The organism is Paenibacillus sp. LS1, assembly GCF_026013365.1.
Taxonomy (GTDB): domain Bacteria; phylum Bacillota; class Bacilli; order Paenibacillales; family Paenibacillaceae; genus Paenibacillus.
This window is the reverse complement of sequence record NZ_JAPDOE010000001.1, coordinates 308,120-330,978: the sequence shown is the minus strand read 5'-3', so window position 1 is coordinate 330,978 and position 22,859 is coordinate 308,120. Positions and strand designations below refer to the sequence as shown.

Genomic DNA, 22,859 nt, shown 5'->3' with positions numbered 1-22,859 from the left:
ATAGTTGTGAATGGACAACAAAAAACAAAATGTAATCGATCTTAAAATTATGGTTGAATTAATTTTTGTTACCCAACACATTCAAAATCACGGTAACTGCCTCTGCGCGGGTCACATTCGTTTTTGGCGAAAAATGATTATTCCCTATACCCTGCATAATGTTTAATTCTATAGCCTCATAAATGAAAGGCTTCGCCCAAGCAGAAATATCGGCTGCATCAGCAAATTCATTCACGTTAGTCACATCATGGCCTTCCTTGCCAAGTGCGCGAACAGCAATCGACGCCATCTCGGCACGAATCATTTTCGTGCTTGGTCGGAACGTGTGATTAGCATAACCGGTAATAAACTGCTTCTGCACTGCTGCTTGCACATGAGAGGAAGCCCAAGCCGGGATCTGGTTCGCATCGGCAAATGCTGCATGCAAATCATTCACGTCAAGCTTAAGCGCTCTGCTAAACATAACAGCAAACTCGGCACGGGTGACCTCCTGCTTGGGACGGAACGTGCCATCCGTATAGCCGTCGATAAATCCGGCTGCTACCGCCTTTTGAATGGAATCCTCTGCCCAATGCCCCGTTATATCACTAAAGATGGTCCCTGATTCCGTCTGTATGGTCTCCTGCAATGCAGGTGTCATTTTAGACATAATCAGCTTTGAATCCACGAGCTTGAGATTCTGAAGTGTAATCGTGCTTTTACCGGCACGTTGCACGCTAAACTGTAGGGTCGTCAACAATTGATCCCCGCTATCGCCTTTCACGCTGCCTACTTTGGTATGCGCAATCTGGAGATTGTTCCCCTCCACTTTCGGCACGACCGTATATCCAGCATTTCCTGCGCTTGCTTTGGAGAAACGAAGCGTATTCGCATCAAACTGCAGATTCATTTCATAAGCGTACAGATCCTCAAGATCATGTCCGATGACCGAAATTTCAACCAGTGTGTTGTCGACAGACACCGGCTTTAACTCAAAACTTGGACGTGTTGACTGCTCTGCTTCTGTGGCTGCATTCACGCTCGTTGCACAAGACATCAGTAGCACCAGAAGACTTGTCCAGACCTTTCTCATTTTCATTTTCTTCACGCTCGCCTTCAAACTCAATGGAGGCCCTCCCCGTCACATGAATAATCAGAAGGAAGGCGCCATTACGCGCCAACCCATGATTACTCCTATTTTTATTTTTCCAGCCAGTCACCAACAATCATTTGAGCAACAGCAGCCAACTCACGGATTGTGATTTCACCTCCGTCAAACAAATCAGCTTTCTCAATAACATTCCAGCCTGCATCCGTTGATTTGGTGCCATAATACTTCGCAATCAGTGACAAGTCCTTGATGCTCACGTGTATCTGACCTGATATGAGGGTGATCAATTGGGATGCAAATGTATTTACTGCCGATTGAAGCTGGGCCACCGCTGCATCCACATTCGCTTGTGATGCTGAGTTATTGTTTTTCACCTCTATAGCCGCATTGAGAACGGTCTGTAATCTCGTTATAGCTTGCTGCGGATATTGACCAATCTTGGTTCCTGCGACAGCTTTAGCCAGTTTGCCCTGCACAGACTGAATCTGTCCTGTCAACGCAGTATGGTCTGTCGGCTGAGGTGTTGCCGTATGAACACTATTTCGGAATGTAGTAATCGCCGATTGTAAAGCAGTGACTGCTGTGTTCACTTCCGCCTGAGTGGTTCCACTATTGTCACGAACGGTCACTGCACTTTGAATTGAGGCATCAAATATATTTTTGGACCCAATCGGATACTGTCCTATATCGCTTCCTTCCACTGCCGTGGCATGCAGGGATTGTGCGGACTGGATTGCAGCCGTCAGCTGTGTCTTATCGACTTGAATCTGAATAGCGATTGACGCTGTCGAGGTATCCAGCATGTTAGAATTTCCGTCTGCGGAAACTTCGAAATCACTTAAGCTGACTTGTGCTTGCCCAGTGGTCGCATCTGCCTTGACTTGCCCATGCAGAGCGATAAGATCGCCAGAATTGGTAATTTGATTCTGGTTCGTGTTAGCCACAATAAGGAGAATCTCACCGGATTCCGGTCTCACCCCTGTTCCGATGATTTGCAAGCCTTCTTCTGAAGAAGTCACTGCTTCATCACCCAGAATAATATGTCCTTGTTCATCCTCGGTTGTGGGGAATTGCAACTTGTACGTATCGTAAGTTACGGTCAATTGTGCCGTTGTGAAACCATCCGTGACGCCATGTACACCGATGTTCAAGTCCACTGATTGCCCCGGCGCAGCTGTTAAGGGTCCGCGTAGCGTAGCCGAATTTTCCGTTTCTGGCTGCGGTTCTGCTATTTCTTTTACCGTGATGGTCCAGATAACAGCTGTTGCTGCACCTTTGGCATCACTCGCTTTGAAGTGGAGCACATAGCTCCCTGCTACTTCTGGCGTCCAGCTGAATTCACCCGTAGCTGTATCCAACTTCGCTCCTGCTGGCAGATCTATACCCGCATACGTGATGGAATCCCCTTCCGGGTCCGTAGCGATAAGCGTCTGCTTCACCTCTTGCCCTGCCGTCACCGTCACTGGAGCCAAATCGGCAAACATGGGGGCTTGGTTAGGCTCATCTACGTGTACTACTTTTTGGTAGAATTCAAGTTCTGCCACATTGGCATTGCCCTTAGGTGTGTAATACCGAAGATATCGATATCCCTTATCGTTCATAATTCCAGCAAAGTACCATTTGGCAGTAGAGATGGTTCCGACAGTGTACAGATTTTCAAACGTTGTACCATCATTCGAGCCTTGAATGACAGCATCCTTCATTCGATTAAGATGTGTACTGCGCGGATAAAATTTCACACCGCTCAGGATCGGTGCATTGTTTTGACCTAAATCAATCAGAATCCAGCTTGGGTTGGTCAAAGCATCAGGTGCCGTTTCTGTATTGCCATCGAACGCACGCCATCCATTACTCTCGGGAGTCCCGATTCCTGTTGAGTCGCTTGCATCCCATTGCTTGGATGAAGCCTTGACCATCGACTCCGTAACTTGAATGGCAGAAAGGGTGGTTGTACTCACAGCTTCACTTTTCGCCGTTTCTCCTGCATTGCCGCCACCAGCAACCTGGTAAGCGTATAGAGTACCGGATTTCAGATCAGCATCGGTCCATTCAGTCGAAGTGGTTTCTTTCCATTTCGTATAGGTGCCCGCTGATCCTTGCTTGCGATAGATAGCGTAGTAGGTTGCTCCTTTGACCTCCTGCCAGTTCAGCAGAACGGAATTCGGCCCGGTTAAAGTTGCGGTCAGTCCTTCAGGGGCCTTATTCTCCTCCTCAGGGTATATGGTCAGCTTCACTTCCTTATCGACATAATTGGATGTATCATCTTCTGCATAGATATGGAAAACATATTCACCTGGCGCAAGTCCGGCCGGTTTAACAATTAACGTCCCGCCTGCCTTGCGATTCAGTCCGCTACTGTCAATATAAGCCTGATTATCCGTTGATAAAGACACATTCACCGAGTCTGGATCTTCAACGGATACTTTCAAATTCATATCAGCGCCATTCTCATAAGCTGCTACACTTGTAAGCTCGAATCCTTGTTCACTCTTCAATCTGATTACCGGCGGGGTATCCGCAGGATCAAGTGTATAGCTGTCCAGCATGACTTCCGTATCTTCCATATTCGTCATAATGGACACAAAAAGACTTTTCACATAGGTTGGGTAGTCATCCGGTTTCACATATTGATCTGATATGTTCGTGCTTACTCGAAGCCACTCACCGTTTGTATCCGGTACTCGAATCGTAGCAAAAGGGGCAGTCGATGAATCTCTTTGCAGCTGCAATGTGGCCTCCCCATTGGTTCTGACCGTGAAGGAAACGATGCTGTCCTTGGTACGATCCACTTGAAGTGCAGCCTTGCTCAAATAAACGAGGCTTCCATTCTTGGTCTGAATATAAGAGCGCCTGCCTTCTTTGCCTACTTCAAATGCACCTGAAATCGAAATGGCCTGATCAGCGATAGAATTGGCTTGACTGCCGGATGTATCTACGTTAGCCAAGCGGTTGCGCTCGATATTCCGGTATGACTTGACTGTAATCGGTGAGCTGCCTTTATACTTTAGGGTAATATCATGAATGCCCTTGATCTTGGCCAAGTCTGCTGCTGCAACTTCGGAGGTGAATTTCACCATGGCATTGCTCGTATTTGGCAACTTGTAGGTTGATACCAGCGTTTCACCGCTGTATAACAGCAGTTGGCCCGCCGCATCCGTTGTTTTGGCCTGTAATTCAATGCTGTTATTACCGCTATCAAAATTCATTTTGCTGAATGAGATCTCCCCTCCGTCATTCAGCTTCACACCGTCCGAAGTCTCTGTAGCTCCTCCAGAGAGAACACCTGATAGCGCAGCATGTTCATTTCCTGCATAGCTATCCGAGAATGCAAACCAGTCAAACGCAATCTGATAGGACAGCCAATTTGCACTGCCATAGTATTTGAATGCGATCAGATGCTTGCCCGACAGAGGCTTGCTAAGTTTGCCTGAGACGGTTGCATAATTAGTCCACCATCCGGTGTTCGGAACCTGTAATGTGGTTAACACTTCACCTTTGGCAAGATCGGCTGTCGTAACATTAGTGTGGTCAAGCCCGTCTACACCATCCAGCAGAATCACGTCCACCTTGGTGCCCACACTTGAGTTGCTTGCAGCTCGAATCGTAATCTCGTTGTAGCTGTCATCCAAATCGAGATCATACCAGGTGTACTGATTCTCATAACGAACGTCATACAGCACCGAACGCATACCGTCCAAATCCTGAAACGTGCTCGTGCTGGTTGTTGCGCTCCTGCCAATATAATCGAACGCCTGCAATCGATCATATGCCGCTTTTACTTCCGTGTATGGCGGATTGCTTAACGGCTTCGGAGGACCAACCACCTCACCTGTCGCCAAGTCCTTTGTTCCCTGTAACAGAACATAAGATGGAATCGTTTCCAATCCACCTTGCTTTTCAATAGCTTGCGCTAAATACTTAATCCGTTCATCGTCGGGGTCCATTGGCTGAGCCATATGATGCATATAGTATCCGTATGTGACCTCTGACGCGTAACCCAAGCCTCTGCCGTTATCACTGACCGTATCTGCGTAATTTCCGGCCGGATCGCCAATAACAGCATTGCTGATATTTACCGGGGTGTACAGGATATCGTAACCCAGATTATATCTGGCGAGCTCGTTGGCTCCAGCCAATATCCGGTTATCGAGGAATTCGAACATGCCCACACCGTCCGCAGCATTCGTTACTTCTCCAAACGTTGGTGAAGCCATATCCGGATTAACTTTGGTGCCCTGGATTTCAGCCATGTAGGCAATCATGGATAAGGTTGCTGTATTCCCCGAAGCATGGCCCATGTCGCGGAACATTTCCACAAGTTGTACATGAGGCTCAACCGGTGCACCCGTTCGTTCATTTTGCGTGACATAACGAATCTGATGAAAAATATCACCGGATTGCCCTTTGAACGTAGCCGTTTTGTTGGCGGTAGCCCACTCCACAGCCTCTTGGTACCATTGCTGATTATCCGAGAAAACAGCCGCCATCATATAGGCCTGGGTGATAATACCATGCTGGTTCATCCAGCGGCCGTTGTTATGATAGAAGTTACCATCGTAAAAGGCCATCAGATAATTCTGCGTAAAATTCGTCGTGTCCTCATCCGTCCACGCCCATTCCCCACTGCTTTCCGTATAACGAAGCAATTCGGCAGCTCTCACCATATTCGCCATGGCATCACCGATACTAATGTGCGAATCTGTAAATCCTTTCGGATTGGCCGGATCAATCTGAGACCACAGACGAACAATGGTCATCGCTTTTTCACGGTAACGAACATCACCTGTCGCTGCCCAGATCACGGCATCAGTAAATGCAGCTTCCGCATCTACCTTAGCTTCCTTGGCTTTGGCATCATTATCGATCTTCGTATATGCCGGTTTTGTTTTATCAAGTTTGCTTTGGTTCCGAATATCATAATCCAGTGATCCACTAGGACTAGTCCTGAATTCCTCGAAAGCGCTCGCCCATGGCTCTGCGCCAATGGCAACCTTCTCCTGCATCAGCTTCAGTGCATTTCCAGTGAAACCCACAGAAGGATGAACGAACCCTTCCGGGCTAATCGTCTCCAAAATTGCAGGCTGGGAATGAATCACCGAATCATCGGCGGCCACCTTGCCAGGGACAGATGCTATAACCACACTGAGGCTTACGACCAACACACGAATGACCATCCATTTCATAAGGTTGCAGCACTTCTTCATTTCACAGCCTCCTGGTTCGCTAAAATGTCGAGTTTATAAGAAAACGCTTCCAAAAACTAATATCTCCTTCCCTTGGATTGTTTTTCTTCATGAAGCGTATAGAAAAATCGACCAGAAGTGAACCCAAATTCCGATGATAAAAGTAGGCAAATTCTATTTTTTTCATGTTCTTCGATAGCCTGGAAAATTTCTCTTGTGAGTTCTGGAGACGAGTGCTACAATTTTGAAAAAATATGGATTGTAAGTAGTTCACATCCCTACAGTGAACGTCATTCTAATCTTTTAAATCGAGGTGTATTTATGATTCATTTAACGATTGAAGTACAGCGTGAGGATGGAACGATCCTTGCCGAACATACCGATACCAACCACACTCATCTGGTATACGATCAACCGTATCAACCCGGGGATTCTATTGTTCTGAGAAGCTCTAGGGAAAATGTGTATTTGTACATTCAGCTGGATGATGCTTTGAATCCGGATTTTGTATATCTGTCCGGGCTAGAGTACCGTCTACGCATCCCTTTTAATGAAAAGAAAACCTCATACTCTCCCAAGTCATTTACAGGTCAACTACATTTGCTAACTGTCCGGGTTGCATCCACTGAGGAGATCCGTTCCTACAAAAATTTGGCTGTAAATTCACATGATCACCATACCAACTCAACGTTATATCCTCATGCTTCGGCTAATGTCGAGACTCGTGGTGAGGCCGTGTTTGCTGCGCGTAATGCCATTAACGGCAATACAGTAACCTATTCCCATGGAGAGTGGCCATTCGAATCATGGGGAATTAACCAACGATTAGATGCAGAATTCATCCTTCATTTTGGACGACTTGTTGAAATCGAAAAAATCGTATTGTACCTGAGAGCCGACTTCCCCCATGATAATTACTGGAAGCAGGTTACCTTGTCTTTTTCAGATGGTAGCTCTAAGACTGTATCTCTTGAGAAATCTGGAAAATCACAGGAAATCCTATTAGAGCCAAGGCAAGTGGAATGGGTGAAACTGAGCGAATTAATTCAGTCGGATGATCCTGCATTATTTCCAGCACTGACACAGTTCGAGGCATATGGAAGAGAAATTTAAAAAGTAGAAACGAAAAGCCCCGCCGAACTATTAGCTACAGCTAAAGCTCGACAGGGGCTTAAATTGTCTTTTTTAGAACACCGCTAATAAGTACATGAATGGATGAATAAACAAGCCTACTCTAAATAAACAGATTATGATTGGCTTGAGATGCTTGTCCTAGATAGTAACCTACTCCACCAATATTGACCTCGTCTATTAATTCTTCACGCTGGATACTCATCAGATCCATGGACATTTGGCAGGCGACAAACTCAACGCCTTGCGCAGATGCAGTCTGAATCAATTCTTCCAACGAAGCAACATGATTGTTCTTCATAAGGCCACGAATCATCTTCGGACCAATTCCAAGCATATTCATTTTGGACATGCCAAGCTTATGGCTGCTGCGCGGCAGCATCATATCAAACATCCGACCGATCATCGTTTTGGGTACAGGCTGCGGTTGATGCTTACGAATAACACTCAATCCCCAAAATGTGAAAAACATCGTTACTTTGCGTCCACTTGCTGCTGCCCCGTTCGCAATAATAAGAGAAGCAATGGCTTTATCCAGATCGCCACTGAAGACAACCATCGTGCTGGCAGCCTCACTATTAGGTGCATCAGATACGGTTGGGGCGGTATTCTTGGCTATTACAGCCTCAATAACTCCGCCTTTGATTCGTTCCAGGTGTACGAGTATGGAGCCAGACATGGTTGCCCATGCTTTTACATCTTCATAGAACCCTGGATCGGAGGCTTTTACCCGCAAGGTCTCTCCATTCGATAGTTGATCCATCTTCTGCTTCACTTGTATCAGCGGACCGGGACAACTTAAACCGCATACGTTCAACTCATGATCGATACGCTGTGGCTCAGTCGCAGCAGTGGGAATTGGCCCTGATTCCTTCAAGCCTGGCCCAGGTTCATGATGATTTGTTTTTGCAGGAGAAAATGGAGCTGGCTTAAACTGGGCTTGGCGATATGTTTTATAGCCTCCACTCAAGTTTTTGACGCTAAATCCATGCTGACGCAGGATTTGTGAAGCTGTATATCCACGTAAACCAACCTGGCAGTATACCCAGATATCTTTGGATGAGTCTAGTTCATCTAACCGCTGACGAAGCTCATCCACCGATATATTTATCGAACCCGGAATGTTGCCATTGCGATGCTCCAGATCACTGCGAACATCCAGTAGTATAGAATGGTCCGGCTGGTGTTCAGACAGCTGATCATAGGTGAATGTTTGAACACGTCCAGCTATAATATTCTCTGCTGCATAGCCAGCCATATTAACCGGATCTTTTGCTGAAGAATAAGGGGGTGCGTAACTCAGTTCAAGCTCGGTCAAATCTTGGATGTGTCCTCCGAAATGTATGGCTACAGCTATATCATCAATCCGCTTATCCACTCCGTCATAACCGACTGCCTGTGCACCTAAAATCTTGCCTTCTGGTGTGAAAAGTAACTTAAGCGTAATCGCGCTGGAACCTGGATAATACGATGCATGTGAGGCCGGATGCACGATTACAGTTCTATAATCAATACCAAGACGTTTTAATGTTTTTTCATTGCTACCCGTAGTTGCTCCTGTCATTCCAAACACTTTGATAATGGATGTACCTTGTGTTCCTTTATAGGTGGAACGAAGTCCTGCAATACGACCGGCAACAATTCTTCCTTGTTTGTTCGCAGGTCCTGCTAGTGGAATAGCTGTCTTTGTTCCATGAATGGTTTCAGTTACTTCGATGGCATCACCGACAGCATAGATATGCGGCACACTGCTTTCCAGCGCTTCATTTACAATAATATGTCCTCGTGCGCCTAGGGAAATGCCGCTACTTTTCACAAAAGAAGTATCTGGAGTTACCCCTATTGCCAGAATAACCAGATCAGCAGTCAGAACCTGACTATCCGCAAGCTCTACTCCAATGCCTTTTTCAAGTGAATGGAATCCCTGAACACGCTGAGAGAACAGCAACTTTACTCCATTCTGCTCCATTTCCTGTGCCAGCGCTGCTGCCAATTCAGGATCAAATGGAGTGAGTACCTGTCCATTCCCCTCGATTAACGTTACATCTAACCCGGCTTCCTTTAAATTCTCTGCCATTTCAACTCCAATAAATCCTCCACCTATAACGATTGAAGAACTGTTGTTATCTGCATTTATTTGTTCTTTGATTCGATCAATATCAGGAATGTTTCGCACGGTATATATCAGTGGATTATCCTTGCCCGGTAGATCGGGAATGATTGGTTTTGCACCTGGTGACAAAATTAACTCATCATAGCTTTCTTCATATTGACCACGCTCTTGGCTTTGTACCGTAACTGTACGCTTGTGCGGATCTATAGCAACGACCTCACTTCTTATACGCACATCGATACGAAAGCGATCTGCCATGCCTTTAGGCGTCTGTACCAGAAGACGCTCTCGATCATCAATCGAGCCCCCAATATAATAGGGTAAGCCGCAATTGGCAAATGATATATAGGGTCCCTTCTCAAAGATAATAATGTCGGCATGTTCATCCAGACGGCGTAGCCGTGCAGCCGCAGATGCACCCCCAGCCACACCGCCAACAATCAGTATTTTTTTACTCATGATTCACCGTCTTCCTTTCCAAATAAAATCGTTATAATCTGTTCAATCCGTTGATCGGCAAGCACATAATACACTTCAAGACCATTCCGCTCAGTAGCGACAATACCGGCACTGCGAAGCTTCTGCAAATGCTGAGATACAGTGGATTGGGGAAGATCCAGACATTCTTGCATATATGAAACATTACATTTCTTCTTTTGCATCAGTCCACGTACAATGCACAAACGAACGGGGTGAGATAAAGCTTTCAGCAGATCAGCAGGTTCGTCGAACTGTTTTAAATTAGTGCTATCAAAAGCGGGAGTGTTCAAATGTATTCCTCCTAAATCGTTATATCGTAATAATACGTTTTAACGATTTATATGTCAAACGTTTTGATTCTACAAAAATAGAAGCCACCAGACATAAAGCTGATGGCTTCTTCAACGAATTTCTTTAATACAGCTACAATAGTACCTTTTTTCTCTATATTACTGGGATACGACTCCCACAGGCGTTAACTGGAGAAGTCAGTAGTTACACTTTCCTTTTTCCAAGCCTGCACTTGAGCACGATCATCTTCGAGCGCAGTGCTGACCACTCGGACTGCATCGCTTCCCAATAATAATAATGAGGGCGGATCGGCAGCTTCGGCTGCCTTAATCATGAGCTGAGCTCCTTTAGAGGGATCACCCGGCTGCAGTCCATGGGATTGATCATGTTCTTTTCGACGTTTTCCAGATGTTTCTGCGTAATCGGCCAAAGTGATTTTAGACTGCTCCAAGGAGCGACCGGAGAACTCAGTTTTAAATGCGCCCGGTTCAACGATAATCACTTTAATGCCTAGCGGATCGACTTCTTTTTTCAGCCCTCTGGACATACCTTCCAGAGCACATTTTGTTGCCGCGTAATAACCGGAACCCGGTGCAGTGTTACGAGCGGCAATGGAAGAAACATTCATGATAGTTCCGCTGCGTCTAGCTCTCATGCCAGGCAATACGGCTTTGATCATGGCGACCGGCCCGAAGAAATTGGTAGCAAACAATGTGTCTACTTGTGCTTCATCCGCTTCTTCCACAGCAGCACGGTAGCCATACCCTGCATTATTCACAAGAATATCCACTTGCCCGAAACGGGATTCTGCTTTTTGCACGACTTGAGTAATCTGCTCATGGTTTGTGACATCCAATTGGAGAGCTAATGTCGAATCTGGATACACATCCACGATATCCTGAATATCCGAAATTTTTCTGGCTGTGATGATCGCTTGATCTCCTTGCTTCAGTACAGCTTCTGCAAGACTGCGGCCGAGACCACTGGAACAACCCGTAATTAACCAAACTGACATATGAATAACTCCCTTTCCTAGTAAAATGAGTAGTATACGTGAACCGTCTAAATTTTATATTTGTCGTAGCCCGCTATCATCTCACCATTTTTTATCCAGCATAATGTCTCCGCACATTTGTTTCGTATTTCACTTCTCATGTGTGGGAAACTGCTTCTTTATTATGTCATGGTCACCCATAATACGAGTATATTGATTGTCTTACATGTTTGCCTAATTCTCTTATCACATGAAAGGATATTTCAGTCTGATGGTAATTGTTATTCTTCGATATTGAACCATGGACCAGAAGCTTGAATGAAGCCCCACAGTTTTTCTGGTAGTTCAAGCTCACTTACCTGTGAAGCCTTGATCGTTGTTGTGATTTCGGATTCCTGTCCAGCTTGAACTTTCTCGACCCAGTCCGGATTCATGATGAGCGCGTGTCCGATCGCAGCCAGCGATACGCCCTGATCCATAGCTTTATTAACATCATTTGGAGTTACCATCGAACCTGCAGCCAGGAGAGTTACTCGACCACTCACATGTTCAGCAATGAATTCCAGATGTGTTTTGTCACCTTGAGTATCAGTTGGCTTGGATGTAAAGACATCCCCCAGTGAAGCATGGATATAATAAACACCCACTTCAATCAGGCGATCAATCAGCACATAGGTATCCTTCATTCTTAGACCACCTTCCTGATGTTCGTCAGGAGAAATCCGGTATCCGAGAATAAACGGTTTGGAAGCATGTTTTTGTATGACACGTTTCATTTCATTAATGACAGCCAGTGGAAAGCGTAAGCGATTCTCTATGGAACCACCCCATTGATCCTCTCGTCTGTTGAAGAATGGAGAAAAGAAGTTTTGCAGCAGGAATCCATGAGCACCATGAATTTCAACCCCGTCAAAGCCTGCTTCAATTGCACGTCTGGTCGTTTCCCCAAACGCGTGAATCACGTCCAATATTTCATCATGCGAAAGCTCTCTAGGTAGAACGGAAGGTGCAAATCCTGTGGCTTCCGTCTGTACAGCGCTGGAACTCACTACTTCTCCATTGGGAGTTAGATTTGGAAGTGCCTTGTTACCTGCATGAAAAATTTGAAGTATTGCAGGAGCTCCTCCACTTTTTGCCGCCTCTGCCAATTTACGCAAGCTCGGAATAAACGTATCATCGTAACCGGCGAACTCATTCGTGAAGCCGATCCCGTTAGGTTGGACATGTGTGCATCCTGTAATAACCAGCCCTACACCACTTACTCTTTTTTTATAATAGTTTTCTTCCGCATCTGAAACGGTATAATCATCATTACTGGACCAAGTGGTCATAGGTGCCATAACGATTCGATTCCGAAGCGTTACTCCGTTGCTGAGTGTAAAAGATTCAAACATGTTGTTGTATTGTGAGTTCATTACATTACCTCTTTCTAAATAATAGTAAGTGTGAATCAGTTTTCAATTATAAATAAACGATCATTCGATTAATATATAGTGTTAAAACAGAGGGATTTCCATAGTGAATGTAATTCCCTCTAACATAATACTTTATTAAGCTTTAATCGCATCCCAGGTCATCTGAACTAGTTCGTCCAAGCGAACTTGCTCCAACTCGATCCGGCCGCCAAAAACCTCTTTAACATATTGCATGGTTGGATTGAACGTAAACATATGAAGCAAACTCGTATCCACTTGCTTAAAGACCTGTTCGCGCTTGCCCTTCTCGTACAACTTAAATAGAGGTTCGAATAAACTGGCTCCTTCCATCAGGGACAACTTATGAAGAAGTGGTGAATTGGAGAATTGCTCGGCAAATAAAAATTCATCTTTGTGGCTTAAAATAAAGTCCGAAAAATTTTTCAATGTATGCTCAAAAGCAGATTGGATCGAAATCGACTCATCATAATTGTGGAATACGGCCAGACTCATGTCTTTCTTGATGCTTAAATACAGTTTATTCAGCATGTCCTCCTTGTTTTCGAAGTAAACGTATATCGTTGAAGCCGATACGTTAGCCTTTTTGGCGATCTTGGACATCGAGGTTTCCGATAAACCATATTCATTAATTAATTGAATTGCTGCGTTAAAAATACGCTCTCTTTTATTCTCATCTTTATGTCTCATGTACATGATATTAAATAATCGTTTGATTAAAGTCAATCCAGGATGCGCTATATGAAGAGCATTCTAACGTCGTTTTTTGATACCCAAGTATCCCTCCACCTCATAGACAACGTATCATTCACTGGACCTATATTAAACGATCATTCGATTAAAATCAAGTGTGAAAATGCTACCTCGACCAACATTTGAGTTAGACGTGAAGCCACAATGATGAACATAGTCTTCCAAGGGTAGTCAAACCAAACGACCGTTTTCCGGTGAAATACCAGAGAACGGTCGTAGCTACATGATCATTTCGTTATTTTATATTCGCAAACATATCAACGCTATATTTGCCCCTCGTCACCTTGCTCCTCCTGCACAATTCGAGCAATATGAATCATCAGATATAATAATTCCTCGTTTGAGATGGAGATATCCAGCATGTTTTGCACGTAGGTTTTAATCATCTCCGCGCATTTGTACTCAAGTGGATGCTCCTTCACCATGTGCTGAAAGATGAAATCTTTCGGCGAATTGCCCAAGCGGCCCTCTTGTAAACGCTGGATGAAAAACTGCAGGTGTGTGACGAGTCTCACATAATGGATGGAGTTTTTATTCAACTGCATGTCAAAGCTGTATTGAATAAGATTAAAAATATCTTTTAACATTTTAACGGATTGCATCGTGCGCTCCATATTCTGTTCATGGCTTTGAGCATTGACGAAATGAAAGGCAATATTGCCCGCTTCCTCTTCCGTAAGCTTAATGCCAAGTTCTTGATTCAACAAGTGGACGGCTTCCATGCCCATTTCGAATTCAACCGGATGAAACCTTTGGATCTCCCACAACATACGATTCTGTAATGATACACCTTTTTTCCAACGTTCAATGGCAAATGACAGGTGATCCATAAGTGTAAAGAAGATTTGATCATCAAGTGAGAGCTTTTCTTTGGCATTGGAAATGAGTTTGTTAATGACGTTCACATGTGATTCCGGCATGTTTTCGATGGTTCGTACGTAAGCCTGGGCAGAGGGATTATTTTGCAAAATGAATCGTTTCTGGATGTGCTCTTCATCCAGTCGCTCGCCGACTTTGCCTTTGAATGCCAAGCCTTTTCCCATGACAATCACTTCTTGTCCCTGTTCATCTTTGGTCAGAAGCAAGCTATTATTCAATATTTTGATTACTTTCATGCATTCATCACGATCCTTTATTCTTTCGTGACCGCCTGATCCGAATTTCCGATACATCTGCCATTCTGTTTAATGACCTCCTGATACCACGAGAAGCTTTTCTTTTTCAAGCGCTTCAAGTCTTTCAGATCCTGTTCACCACGGTTGACATAGATCATGCCGTAGCGTTTCCCATACCCCTGATGGGTGCTTACTACGTCAATGACGGACCAAGGGCAATAACCAATCACATCCACGCCATCCGTTAGAGCCAGTCTGATCTGCTCCAGGTGTTTCTCGATAAAATCAATTCGGTACGTGTCGTTAACCGTGTAATCTGCTTCCAGTACATCCGGAGCTCCTATGCCATTTTCGGTAATTAAAATCGGGAGACCATATCGTTCACATACCTTACGCAATGTCAGCCTTAGGCCAACCGGGTCAATAACCCAGCCATATTTCGTTTTTTCCGTATATGGATTCTCCGCTGCCCGGTACACTCCCTGCTCGCCAAGCATAATTTGCTGATCCCCTGCACGAGCTGTAACATCCGATGCATCCCCCATACTGGCGGCAATGGTTGCCGTAGAGTAATAATTGATAGCTACCAGATCGGGACGGCCGGACTGGATGTCCTCCATGTCGCCCTGCTCAATAACCGGCTCGAGGCCACGTTCCTGCAAATAACTCCAGAATAATGGATTATACCGTCCCCACACCGATAAGTCGAGAAACCCCCATCCACGAATCGTCTCCCAGTTATGTGCAGCGATTGCATCTGCTGGTCTGGAGGTTGCCTGGTACATGGAAGTCATGTTTAATGCAGGACCGATCCTGCCTTGCGGGATCATATCATGAAATAGTCTCATCGTTCTGCCTTGAGCCACAAACATGTGATGATTTTGCTGATATAGTTCCTTATTGGAAGGCAAACGACCGCCTTTCGGTGTACCAATGGCACCAGGATGGAGAATCATCGTATTTTGCTCATTAATGTTCAACCAATATTTCACTTTATGCCCGTATTGCTCAAACAAGATACGCCCGTACTCGACAAAGGCATCGATCGTCTCTCGGTTGTTCCATCCTCCGGTTTTCTCAAGCTCGTAAGGTAAGTCGAAATGATACATGGTCACAATGGGTTCAATGCCATGGAGCAGTAATTCGTCAATCAATTGGTGATAAAAATCGAGTCCTTTCTCATTAACAGCCCCAGTGCCTGCAGGCAAGATTCGAGTCCATGCAATGGAAAAACGATACGCTTTGAGGCCCAGCTCTGCAAAGAGCTTCACGTCTTCTCTGAATCGGTGATAGTGATCGCTCGCAACTGTGAAATCGGCGGTTCCAGCCGGATGATCGCACATATCGATGACGGACAAGCCTTTGCCATCTTCGTTCCAGGCTCCCTCCACCTGATAAGCCGAGGTAGATCCTCCCCACAGAAATTCATTGGGGAATGGTTTGATGTGTTGATATAACATCTCAAACCCTCCTTCATTTTAATATTAATCAAGATATGTGAGAGACCGTATTACGGTTGTTATGAAAGGTGAATAATGGTGGCTCCAACCTCCACAGAACTCCGTTTCTCCAGCTTAATGTCCGGGAAACGATCCGAATTGGCGATAATGATCGGGGTTATGACTTCGTAGCCTTCAGCTTTGATGGCGTCGATATCGAAGCTGATCAACAAGTCACCCTGTTGTACCCGATCCCCTACTTTAATGGAAGAGTCGAAATGCCGCCCCTTCAGGTTGACGGTATCAACGCCAATATGAATGAGTAACTCTTCTCCATTGTAACCATTTAATTTGACTGCATGTTTGGAGTCCATGAATGCCGTAACTTCACCTGCGATCGGTGCATACAGTTCTCCTTTTGCAGGAATAATCGCAGCGCCTTTACCCAGTAATCCCAAAGAGAAGACATCGTCTGGTACACGGTCCAGATGCACTAATTCTCCTTGCATCGGGCTGCCAATCGTAAGTGGGCGTATCTCATTTTGGCTCGGTACATTTGCATTTGTTGTTGCAGCAGACTTCGTGCCTGGGGTGTTGTCTTGTACAGGCTGGCCGGAATGCGTCTTGTCATCATTAACGATGGTATTGCCTTCATCATCATCCACTGGATCCTCAAAACCAATGATCCATGTCAGAGCAAAGGTAACGACAAAGGCGATCAGACAAGTGACAATAGCATGAACAATGTTCATCGGATTGCTACCAATGAAGGCCGGCAATGCGGCAAGTCCCGGAGAAACAAAGGCATAACGTACTAATCCGGTCAGACCAGCATATATTCCTGCTACACCACCACCAATCATTGCGGCAATCAAAGGTTTCTTCAGTTTCAGCGTTACGCCGTACAAGGATGGTTCAGTGATACCCAACACAGCAGTGAAACCGGATGAAGCAGCGAGCTGCTTCAGTTTTTTGTTTTTCGTTTTCAATGCTACAGCAAGCGTAGCCCCACCTTGAGCAATATTGGACGCGAGCATTCCCGGACCGTTAATCATTTCATATCCATTTTTGGTCAGTTGGCTCGTTGCAATCGGCGTCATCGCCCATGCGGTACCTGTTACGATCAGGAATGGTTGTAAAGTTCCCATTAACAAAGGAATCAGCCAACTGGCTCTGGCATTAATCGCTTCTGCACCCATCGCAACCAGATCATTCAGGTACGTTCCGAAAGGCCCGATCGCCACCAATGCAAGTGGTGCTGTAATCAATAGTACAATCATTGGTTTCGTGAAAAATTTGATCATCGAGGGCGATACCCGATCCGCGAAACGTTCAATATAGGACATGAGCCAAACGACGATAATAATTGGCAGCACGGAGCCCGCGTAATCGGTTAGTCGAACTGGCACACCAATGAAAAACACGTCTTTTCCTTCCGCCATCAGGGCGCTCCATCCCGGATGTAATAACACGCCGGCAACTGTCATCGCCAGAATGGGGCTAGTTTCAAATTTAATGGAAGCTCCATAAGCCAGCAGAATAGGCATGAAATAAAAAGCCGCGTCCGCAATGGTATTAAGGATATAGTAGTTTTGGCTTTCCGTCGTTACGAGGCCTGTCAGCACAAGTACGGCCAATATTGCTTTGATCATACCCGCGCCAATGATTGCCGGAATGACCGGAGTAAATGTCGTTGAGATCACGCTGATGAATCTGGAAATCCAGCTCTGTTTTTGTTTTGGTCCGTTATTTTTGCCAGAATCTGATTTGGAGTCTGCACTCCGGGTTGCCGAACCCATCTGCTGAGTAATAACACGATAGACCTGCTGCACCTCATTGCCCACGACAACCTGGTATTGTCCACCATTGTTCACAACGGTAATGACACCTGGGAGTGCTTTGAGTTTTTCAGTCTCCGCTTTGGAGATGTCGTGCAATTCGAACCGAAGTCGGGTTGCGCAGTGCGTAAGCCGAGCGATATTATCCTTCTTTCCAACCAATTCCGTTATGTCTTGTCCCAACTTGCGATAATCCATGCCTATGCCCCATTTCTGAATTTGGATATAAAAAAGACCAAAACGATATGCCTTCCCCTACTCACATAAGGAAAATGCAAAATCATTTTGGTCATGCCTGCTTTACCAGTAACAGCCAAACACTGCTAATATTCAATTCGTTATCGATGTAAACGTTTACTGGATCATAGTATCACACAATAAATTAGTTAGCAATCATTTTATTCATTAGATTTGTGTATGTTTCTTAACAGCAGGCATAATGATTGTTGCTAGTAGTTCAATGTTCTTTTTAATCTGATCCATACTGACGCCACCTGCATCGATCTCAGCTAAGAATCGTTGTTGACCATACATCTCGTATTGATACAACATTTTTTCAATAATTTGTTGAGGAGAGCCCACCATGAGTGCATCTCGATAATCGGTAGAAGCCAAGAATTGTTGCTCAGGGTAACCACTACCTCTTAATTGAATCGTAGCGTTATTAATATGTGGGTAGTATTCGCGTAAGGCTGTTTGGCTATCTTCAGCTACGTACATGAGACTCGTGGTGGAGATGGGTAATCCTGCAGGATCAAAGCCTGCGCTTCGTGCAGCTTCACGGTAACGATCTACAGCAGTTTTGAATGCTGTTGACGGTCCACCAAGTGTCGTTAGCATCATGGGTACCCCTGCTAAACCTGCTTTAATCGCACTTGCTGGTGGTCCTCCTACTGCACGCCATATCGGCATTTTCCCATGTAATGGTTGGGGAATGATTTCGGCATGATGTAGGGGTGCCCGGAATTCCCCTTGCCATGTAACATGCTCTTCTTCGTTAATCTTCAGCAGTAAAGCCAATTTCTCTTCAAACAATTCTTCATAGTTACGCACATCATAACCTAATAGTTCATATGCACCTAGACGTGAACCACGTCCTGCTACAATCTCCGCACGTCCATTTGAAATGAGATCCAACGTTGCAAAGTCTTCATATACGCGGACCGGGTCGGATGTACTCAGGACTGTTGCCGAGCTGGCGATTTTAATGGTTTTGGTTGCTTGGGCAATTGCTCCTAGGATCACAGTATGTGCCTGGGTTGCAAATAACGGCTGATGACTCTCCCCTACTGCGAATACATCAAGTCCTGCTTCTTCGGCCAGCTGGGCAGTTTCGATTAATTCATTAATCCGTTGCTGTGCAGAGATGCGATGCCCTGTTAGTGGATTACTTAAATGATCTCCAATGGAATAGAGACCGATCTCCATACCTTTTTCTTGGTGAATACGATATTGTTCCATCTTAGTCTGTCCTTCCATATGAGTTCCATGGAGGCCTAGAAACCAAAAATCGGTTTCATCTCAATTCATTCGTTGATCTTGCTAGCGCCTAGTCCGAGTTTCTTGAGAAGATTGGTTAACTGTATTTTTTCTTCATTGGTAATCGAAGACAGATTCTTAGATATCACCTCAACGTGTTGAGGAAATATCTCTTTAAATAAATTTTGACCTTGATCCGTTATGACTACATTTGAAGATCGACGGTCTGTTGGACTTGGTTCTCGCTTTACTAATTCTTTCTTTTCAAGCTTATCCACTACATATGTGATGCTCCCGCTTGGGATCGAAAATTTCTCGCTTATATTTTGGACCGTGTGTGGTCCTTTATTGTAGAGTAGTTCCAGAACCATAAAGTTCTCATTACTAATGCCGGATCGCTCTATATCTTTTACAACATCATCAAAAACAGTTTTACTAGCCTTTACCCACACACGGAAAAGCCGTAAATCGATCTGACTTTGTTCATCTCCTTGAAACATGTACAGGACCTCCTATTAGATACCTTCCCAAAAAACAGTATTTGTCATCTTGGTTTTCTGTATAAAGGATAATCAACTTCAGTCGGAACTTCAATAAGCAAGATTCGAAGGTCTTGATCAATAGCTTGTATGGCTACTTTCTCCTCTTCCTCTGGTTGAACGATAATAAAATCCTTCTGTGAAAAATGAGTTGTTTCGATTGTATCTGATAAAAGAGATCCTTCTCCTCTAATGGCTAAACCAGCCAATGTATGACCCAAGGAAAGGCTATGCGTATATACTGTTCCCTTAGAAATACGTACATCCCACATTTGAGCATCAGTCACAATTTGCATAGGAGAATCGTTTCCTAAAAGTGTTTTGATTTTCACACCATCTATATCTACTAACGAAAAATGATTAGAATCAAATTGCGAATAAATAGGTGTACGTTTAACGGCTTGGCTTAGATGTGGTTCAAACCAAATTTGAAAGGCTTCAGTCGGTTCCTTTAACGCCTCAGCATGTTGCACACCAGAGCCTGTTTGCATGAGCTGGGCTCCTCCTTCTTGTACAACACTTTCCGTACCCAGTGTATCCCGATGATATGCCTTACCATTGATTACATAAGTGATGATTTCGAAGCCTTGATGTGGATGGAAGCCGATTTCTGCTGGTTCCTGAGAATAAGCCCAAGCCCAGTAAAATAGGGGTCCTAGTCGAGTAATGATGGAGCCTTCTCCCGAAAAACCGATTGGTTTTTGTTCTTTGATTTTACCACCATCGAACTGACCACTCGCTTGATCTTTGGGTTTAATAATTTGGATTCCCATTATACTCACTCCTTAGTTTAACGGACCATTCACACAAACAAAGATCCGTAATTGATTAGCAATACGACCAATCCCAGAATTAGTAGAATGATCGGCATGAGCATTTGTTTCAATTGATCCTTTATTTTAATGTGAGTAATGATCGCACCGATCATCGTTACCACGATGAGTAAACCACCCCATGCAGCTAAACCCTCATTCCAAATACCTGCAATAACTAAAACTCCTGCAATGACTTCGATCAACCCTGTAAATACTCGGAACGCTCCAGGATATCCATAGTGCTTAAATCCCTCCACCATCTGCTTGGACCCAAACTTCATAAACCCAAACATAAGAAAACCTAACCCTAAAATCACTTGCAAAACAATGGATAGAACACTCATAAATTCAATCTCCTCTTTATCCTATTATTATTTATCCTAACTTTAGGGTAAATATATCCTAACATTAGGCTATGTGTCAACTAAAATTCTTTCGAATCATAAAAACCTCCTCTCCGAAGGAAAGAAGGCTTCATGTTTCGTTATGATAAATTTATTAATTCAATCAGTTTATTGCTAGTAATTCTACCTTAGAGGGGTTTATTCTAAACTCCACTATTCATCCGCTAACACTTTTGGCCCACTCAGCAACCCTCCGACTACTCTCTTCTTCCGACAAATCTTCAATCCGGGTTAGAATAGACCATCTCACGCCAAAAGGGTCCAATATACTTCCGAATCGATCACCCGACGCAAAGTTTATAATCTCTTCTCTTACTTTCGCCCCTCTGGATACGGCGGTTGCAATGGTTTCATCCACATTCATGACGTAAATCCCTAAAGAATAACATGCATGATCTTGATCTGGCGGCAGAGCCAATTGATATGCCGGGTTCGCTGCTCCCAGCTGTAAAAAACCATTTCCAAAATCTAATTCCGCATGAACGATCATTGTATTACCATTTCCATCCGGATGCTCCGTGATATCCTTCACTCTTGTATTGAAAACAAATTTGTAGAACTCTATTGCTTCAGAAGGGTCCTTCACTGTTATAAATGGGGTAATCGATGTAACGCCGTTAGGTGTACCATTCATTGTATATTTTCCTGATACTGCCTGATGTTTTGACTGTTCACTCATGTTTCTACTCCGCCTTCCTTCTCAGTAATCCGAGATTGTCCTAATTATAAAATAACTTCACTGACATCTACTGTCAGTGAAGTTATTAACGTTGATAGTATTCCATTAACTCGGACACAACAGCAACAAGTCTGTCCTTCAAACGCTGTGGTTCGATGACTTGAATGGATTTCCCGTAGGATAGGAGAAAATAGGGGACATATGTATCAATTGATTCTTCCTCAAATAAAAAGATGGCTTGATTGGGCGTCCGTTCTTTCAGATAATGTCCCATAAACCAATGTAACCCCAAGTCATCTAATGCCTCTGATCTACCTTCGATAACTAAGGAAATTAACCCCTCTTTTCCCGTTACATCGGGTAACAAATTTTGCATAAAATATTCACGAGCTGAAAAAGCTTCCGAACGCTCAAAACGGAGCGGAGTACGCTTAATTCGAAGAATACGATCTGCCCGAAAACTGCGGAATTCATGTCTCAGATGGCAAAACGCAATGGTATACCATTTATTATTCCAGTGAACCATTCCATAGGGGTCTATTACCCTATTCTTGGGTTGTTCTTCACCGCTTGTGCGATAGTCAATTTCGACAGAGCAACAGTTAGCCACGGCTTGTTCCAATTCCGCCAAGATCGGCTGAACGGAAGGGTCTCCCATGCGATTAATAACGTTAAATCCGGCTAAATGACGACGAAGTGTGTTTTCCTGCTCCTCATTCGAATACATTTTCAACTTGGATGTCGCATTATCCAATGCCTCGCTCAAAGGGTATCCAGCTTCTTTTGCAAACACAGCAGCTTGGAGAAGTGCCTTTTTTTCTTCAATATCGAATAAGAGAGGTGCTTTGATATGCTGATTCAGCAAGCTATACCCACCATTGTGTCCAGTATCTGAAATGATCGGTACTCCACTGGTACATAATGCATCAATATATCGATATACAGTTCTTATATTGATTTCTAACTTTTCGGACATTTGTTTTGCAGTTACTTTGGTGCCTGAATTGAGCATCCATAGAATCGCTAACATATTATCGTTCTTTGGCATAACCTACATCCTTATCTGAAAAAATATTAGTTTTG

General features: G+C 44.4%; 17 protein-coding genes. 1 reads left to right on the top strand and 16 read right to left on the bottom strand.

Annotated elements, in window-relative coordinates:
- Positions 1-58: 58 nt before the first annotated feature.
- On the bottom strand, positions 59-1,105 hold the full coding sequence (locus OM416_RS01415; protein WP_264926313.1) for an S-layer homology domain-containing protein: 1,047 nt from the start codon (positions 1,103-1,105) through the stop codon (positions 59-61).
- A gap of 74 nt (positions 1,106-1,179) precedes the next feature.
- Positions 1,180-6,294, bottom strand: coding sequence for a carbohydrate-binding protein (locus OM416_RS01410; RefSeq protein WP_264926312.1), 5,115 nt, complete (start codon positions 6,292-6,294; stop codon positions 1,180-1,182).
- A gap of 300 nt (positions 6,295-6,594) precedes the next feature.
- On the opposite strand from OM416_RS01410, the gene OM416_RS01405 reads away from it, so the two are divergent.
- On the top strand, positions 6,595-7,386 hold the full coding sequence (locus tag OM416_RS01405) for a carbohydrate-binding protein (RefSeq protein WP_264926311.1): 792 nt from the start codon (positions 6,595-6,597) through the stop codon (positions 7,384-7,386).
- A 121-nt stretch (positions 7,387-7,507) separates the two neighbouring features.
- Here OM416_RS01405 and OM416_RS01400 read toward each other — a convergent pair whose 3' ends face one another.
- From OM416_RS01400 to OM416_RS01335, 14 genes are all read right to left on the bottom strand, one after another.
- A complete protein-coding gene (locus OM416_RS01400; RefSeq protein ID WP_264926310.1) occupies positions 7,508-9,976 on the bottom strand; it encodes an FAD-dependent oxidoreductase in 2,469 nt (822 codons plus the stop codon).
- Positions 9,973-10,287: an ArsR/SmtB family transcription factor gene (locus tag OM416_RS01395; RefSeq protein WP_264926309.1), complete on the bottom strand. Its 315-nt coding sequence runs from the start codon at positions 10,285-10,287 to the stop codon at positions 9,973-9,975. Before OM416_RS01395 ends, OM416_RS01400 begins: the two co-directional genes overlap by 4 nt.
- A 185-nt stretch (positions 10,288-10,472) precedes the next feature.
- Positions 10,473-11,303 carry an oxidoreductase gene (locus OM416_RS01390; protein ID WP_264926308.1) on the bottom strand — a complete coding sequence of 277 codons (831 nt, stop codon included), beginning with the start codon at positions 11,301-11,303 and terminating at the stop codon, positions 10,473-10,475.
- Between the two features lie 260 nt (positions 11,304-11,563).
- On the bottom strand, positions 11,564-12,697 hold the full coding sequence (locus OM416_RS01385) for an NADH-dependent flavin oxidoreductase (protein ID WP_264926307.1): 1,134 nt from the start codon (positions 12,695-12,697) through the stop codon (positions 11,564-11,566).
- A gap of 135 nt (positions 12,698-12,832) precedes the next feature.
- Positions 12,833-13,411, bottom strand: coding sequence for a TetR/AcrR family transcriptional regulator (locus tag OM416_RS01380; protein WP_264926306.1), 579 nt, complete (start codon positions 13,409-13,411; stop codon positions 12,833-12,835).
- A gap of 320 nt (positions 13,412-13,731) precedes the next feature.
- Positions 13,732-14,583: a BglG family transcription antiterminator LicT gene (licT, locus tag OM416_RS01375; protein ID WP_264926305.1), complete on the bottom strand. Its 852-nt coding sequence runs from the start codon at positions 14,581-14,583 to the stop codon at positions 13,732-13,734.
- A gap of 17 nt (positions 14,584-14,600) precedes the next feature.
- Positions 14,601-16,043 carry a glycoside hydrolase family 1 protein gene (locus OM416_RS01370; RefSeq protein ID WP_264926304.1) on the bottom strand — a complete coding sequence of 481 codons (1,443 nt, stop codon included), beginning with the start codon at positions 16,041-16,043 and terminating at the stop codon, positions 14,601-14,603.
- Between the two features lie 59 nt (positions 16,044-16,102).
- Positions 16,103-18,058: a beta-glucoside-specific PTS transporter subunit IIABC gene (locus OM416_RS01365; protein WP_264926303.1), complete on the bottom strand. Its 1,956-nt coding sequence runs from the start codon at positions 18,056-18,058 to the stop codon at positions 16,103-16,105.
- Between the two features lie 207 nt (positions 18,059-18,265).
- Positions 18,266-19,321: an LLM class flavin-dependent oxidoreductase gene (locus tag OM416_RS01360; RefSeq protein WP_264926301.1), complete on the bottom strand. Its 1,056-nt coding sequence runs from the start codon at positions 19,319-19,321 to the stop codon at positions 18,266-18,268.
- A 65-nt stretch (positions 19,322-19,386) separates the two neighbouring features.
- Positions 19,387-19,839 (bottom strand): MarR family winged helix-turn-helix transcriptional regulator, encoded by a 453-nt coding sequence (locus OM416_RS01355; RefSeq protein ID WP_076334147.1) that lies wholly within the window; start codon positions 19,837-19,839, stop codon positions 19,387-19,389.
- A gap of 44 nt (positions 19,840-19,883) precedes the next feature.
- Entirely contained in the window at positions 19,884-20,651 is a 768-nt protein-coding gene (locus OM416_RS01350) for a pirin family protein (RefSeq protein WP_264926297.1), read from the bottom strand.
- 29 nt (positions 20,652-20,680) lie between these two features.
- On the bottom strand, positions 20,681-21,037 hold the full coding sequence (locus OM416_RS01345) for a DoxX family protein (protein ID WP_264926295.1): 357 nt from the start codon (positions 21,035-21,037) through the stop codon (positions 20,681-20,683).
- 217 nt (positions 21,038-21,254) lie between these two features.
- Entirely contained in the window at positions 21,255-21,776 is a 522-nt protein-coding gene (locus tag OM416_RS01340; protein WP_264926294.1) for a VOC family protein, read from the bottom strand.
- A gap of 85 nt (positions 21,777-21,861) precedes the next feature.
- Positions 21,862-22,824 carry a helix-turn-helix transcriptional regulator gene (locus tag OM416_RS01335; RefSeq protein ID WP_264926292.1) on the bottom strand — a complete coding sequence of 321 codons (963 nt, stop codon included), beginning with the start codon at positions 22,822-22,824 and terminating at the stop codon, positions 21,862-21,864.
- Between the last annotated feature and the right edge of the window lie 35 nt (positions 22,825-22,859).

Coding starts and splice junctions, on each gene's coding strand:
- OM416_RS01410 (WP_264926312.1), bottom strand. CDS start 6,294: ATGAAGAAGTGCTGCAACCTTATGAAATGGATGGTCATTCGTGTGTTG.
- OM416_RS01405 (WP_264926311.1), top strand. CDS start 6,595: ATGATTCATTTAACGATTGAAGTACAGCGTGAGGATGGAACGATCCTT.
- OM416_RS01400 (WP_264926310.1), bottom strand. CDS start 9,976: ATGAGTAAAAAAATACTGATTGTTGGCGGTGTGGCTGGGGGTGCATCT.
- OM416_RS01390 (WP_264926308.1), bottom strand. CDS start 11,303: ATGTCAGTTTGGTTAATTACGGGTTGTTCCAGTGGTCTCGGCCGCAGT.
- OM416_RS01385 (WP_264926307.1), bottom strand. CDS start 12,697: ATGAACTCACAATACAACAACATGTTTGAATCTTTTACACTCAGCAAC.
- OM416_RS01380 (WP_264926306.1), bottom strand. CDS start 13,411: ATGTACATGAGACATAAAGATGAGAATAAAAGAGAGCGTATTTTTAAC.
- licT (WP_264926305.1), bottom strand. CDS start 14,583: ATGAAAGTAATCAAAATATTGAATAATAGCTTGCTTCTGACCAAAGAT.
- OM416_RS01370 (WP_264926304.1), bottom strand. CDS start 16,043: ATGTTATATCAACACATCAAACCATTCCCCAATGAATTTCTGTGGGGA.
- OM416_RS01365 (WP_264926303.1), bottom strand. CDS start 18,058: ATGGATTATCGCAAGTTGGGACAAGACATAACGGAATTGGTTGGAAAG.
- OM416_RS01360 (WP_264926301.1), bottom strand. CDS start 19,321: ATGGAACAATATCGTATTCACCAAGAAAAAGGTATGGAGATCGGTCTC.
- OM416_RS01355 (WP_076334147.1), bottom strand. CDS start 19,839: ATGTTTCAAGGAGATGAACAAAGTCAGATCGATTTACGGCTTTTCCGT.
- OM416_RS01350 (WP_264926297.1), bottom strand. CDS start 20,651: ATGGGAATCCAAATTATTAAACCCAAAGATCAAGCGAGTGGTCAGTTC.
- OM416_RS01345 (WP_264926295.1), bottom strand. CDS start 21,037: ATGAGTGTTCTATCCATTGTTTTGCAAGTGATTTTAGGGTTAGGTTTT.
- OM416_RS01340 (WP_264926294.1), bottom strand. CDS start 21,776: ATGAGTGAACAGTCAAAACATCAGGCAGTATCAGGAAAATATACAATG.
- OM416_RS01335 (WP_264926292.1), bottom strand. CDS start 22,824: ATGCCAAAGAACGATAATATGTTAGCGATTCTATGGATGCTCAATTCA.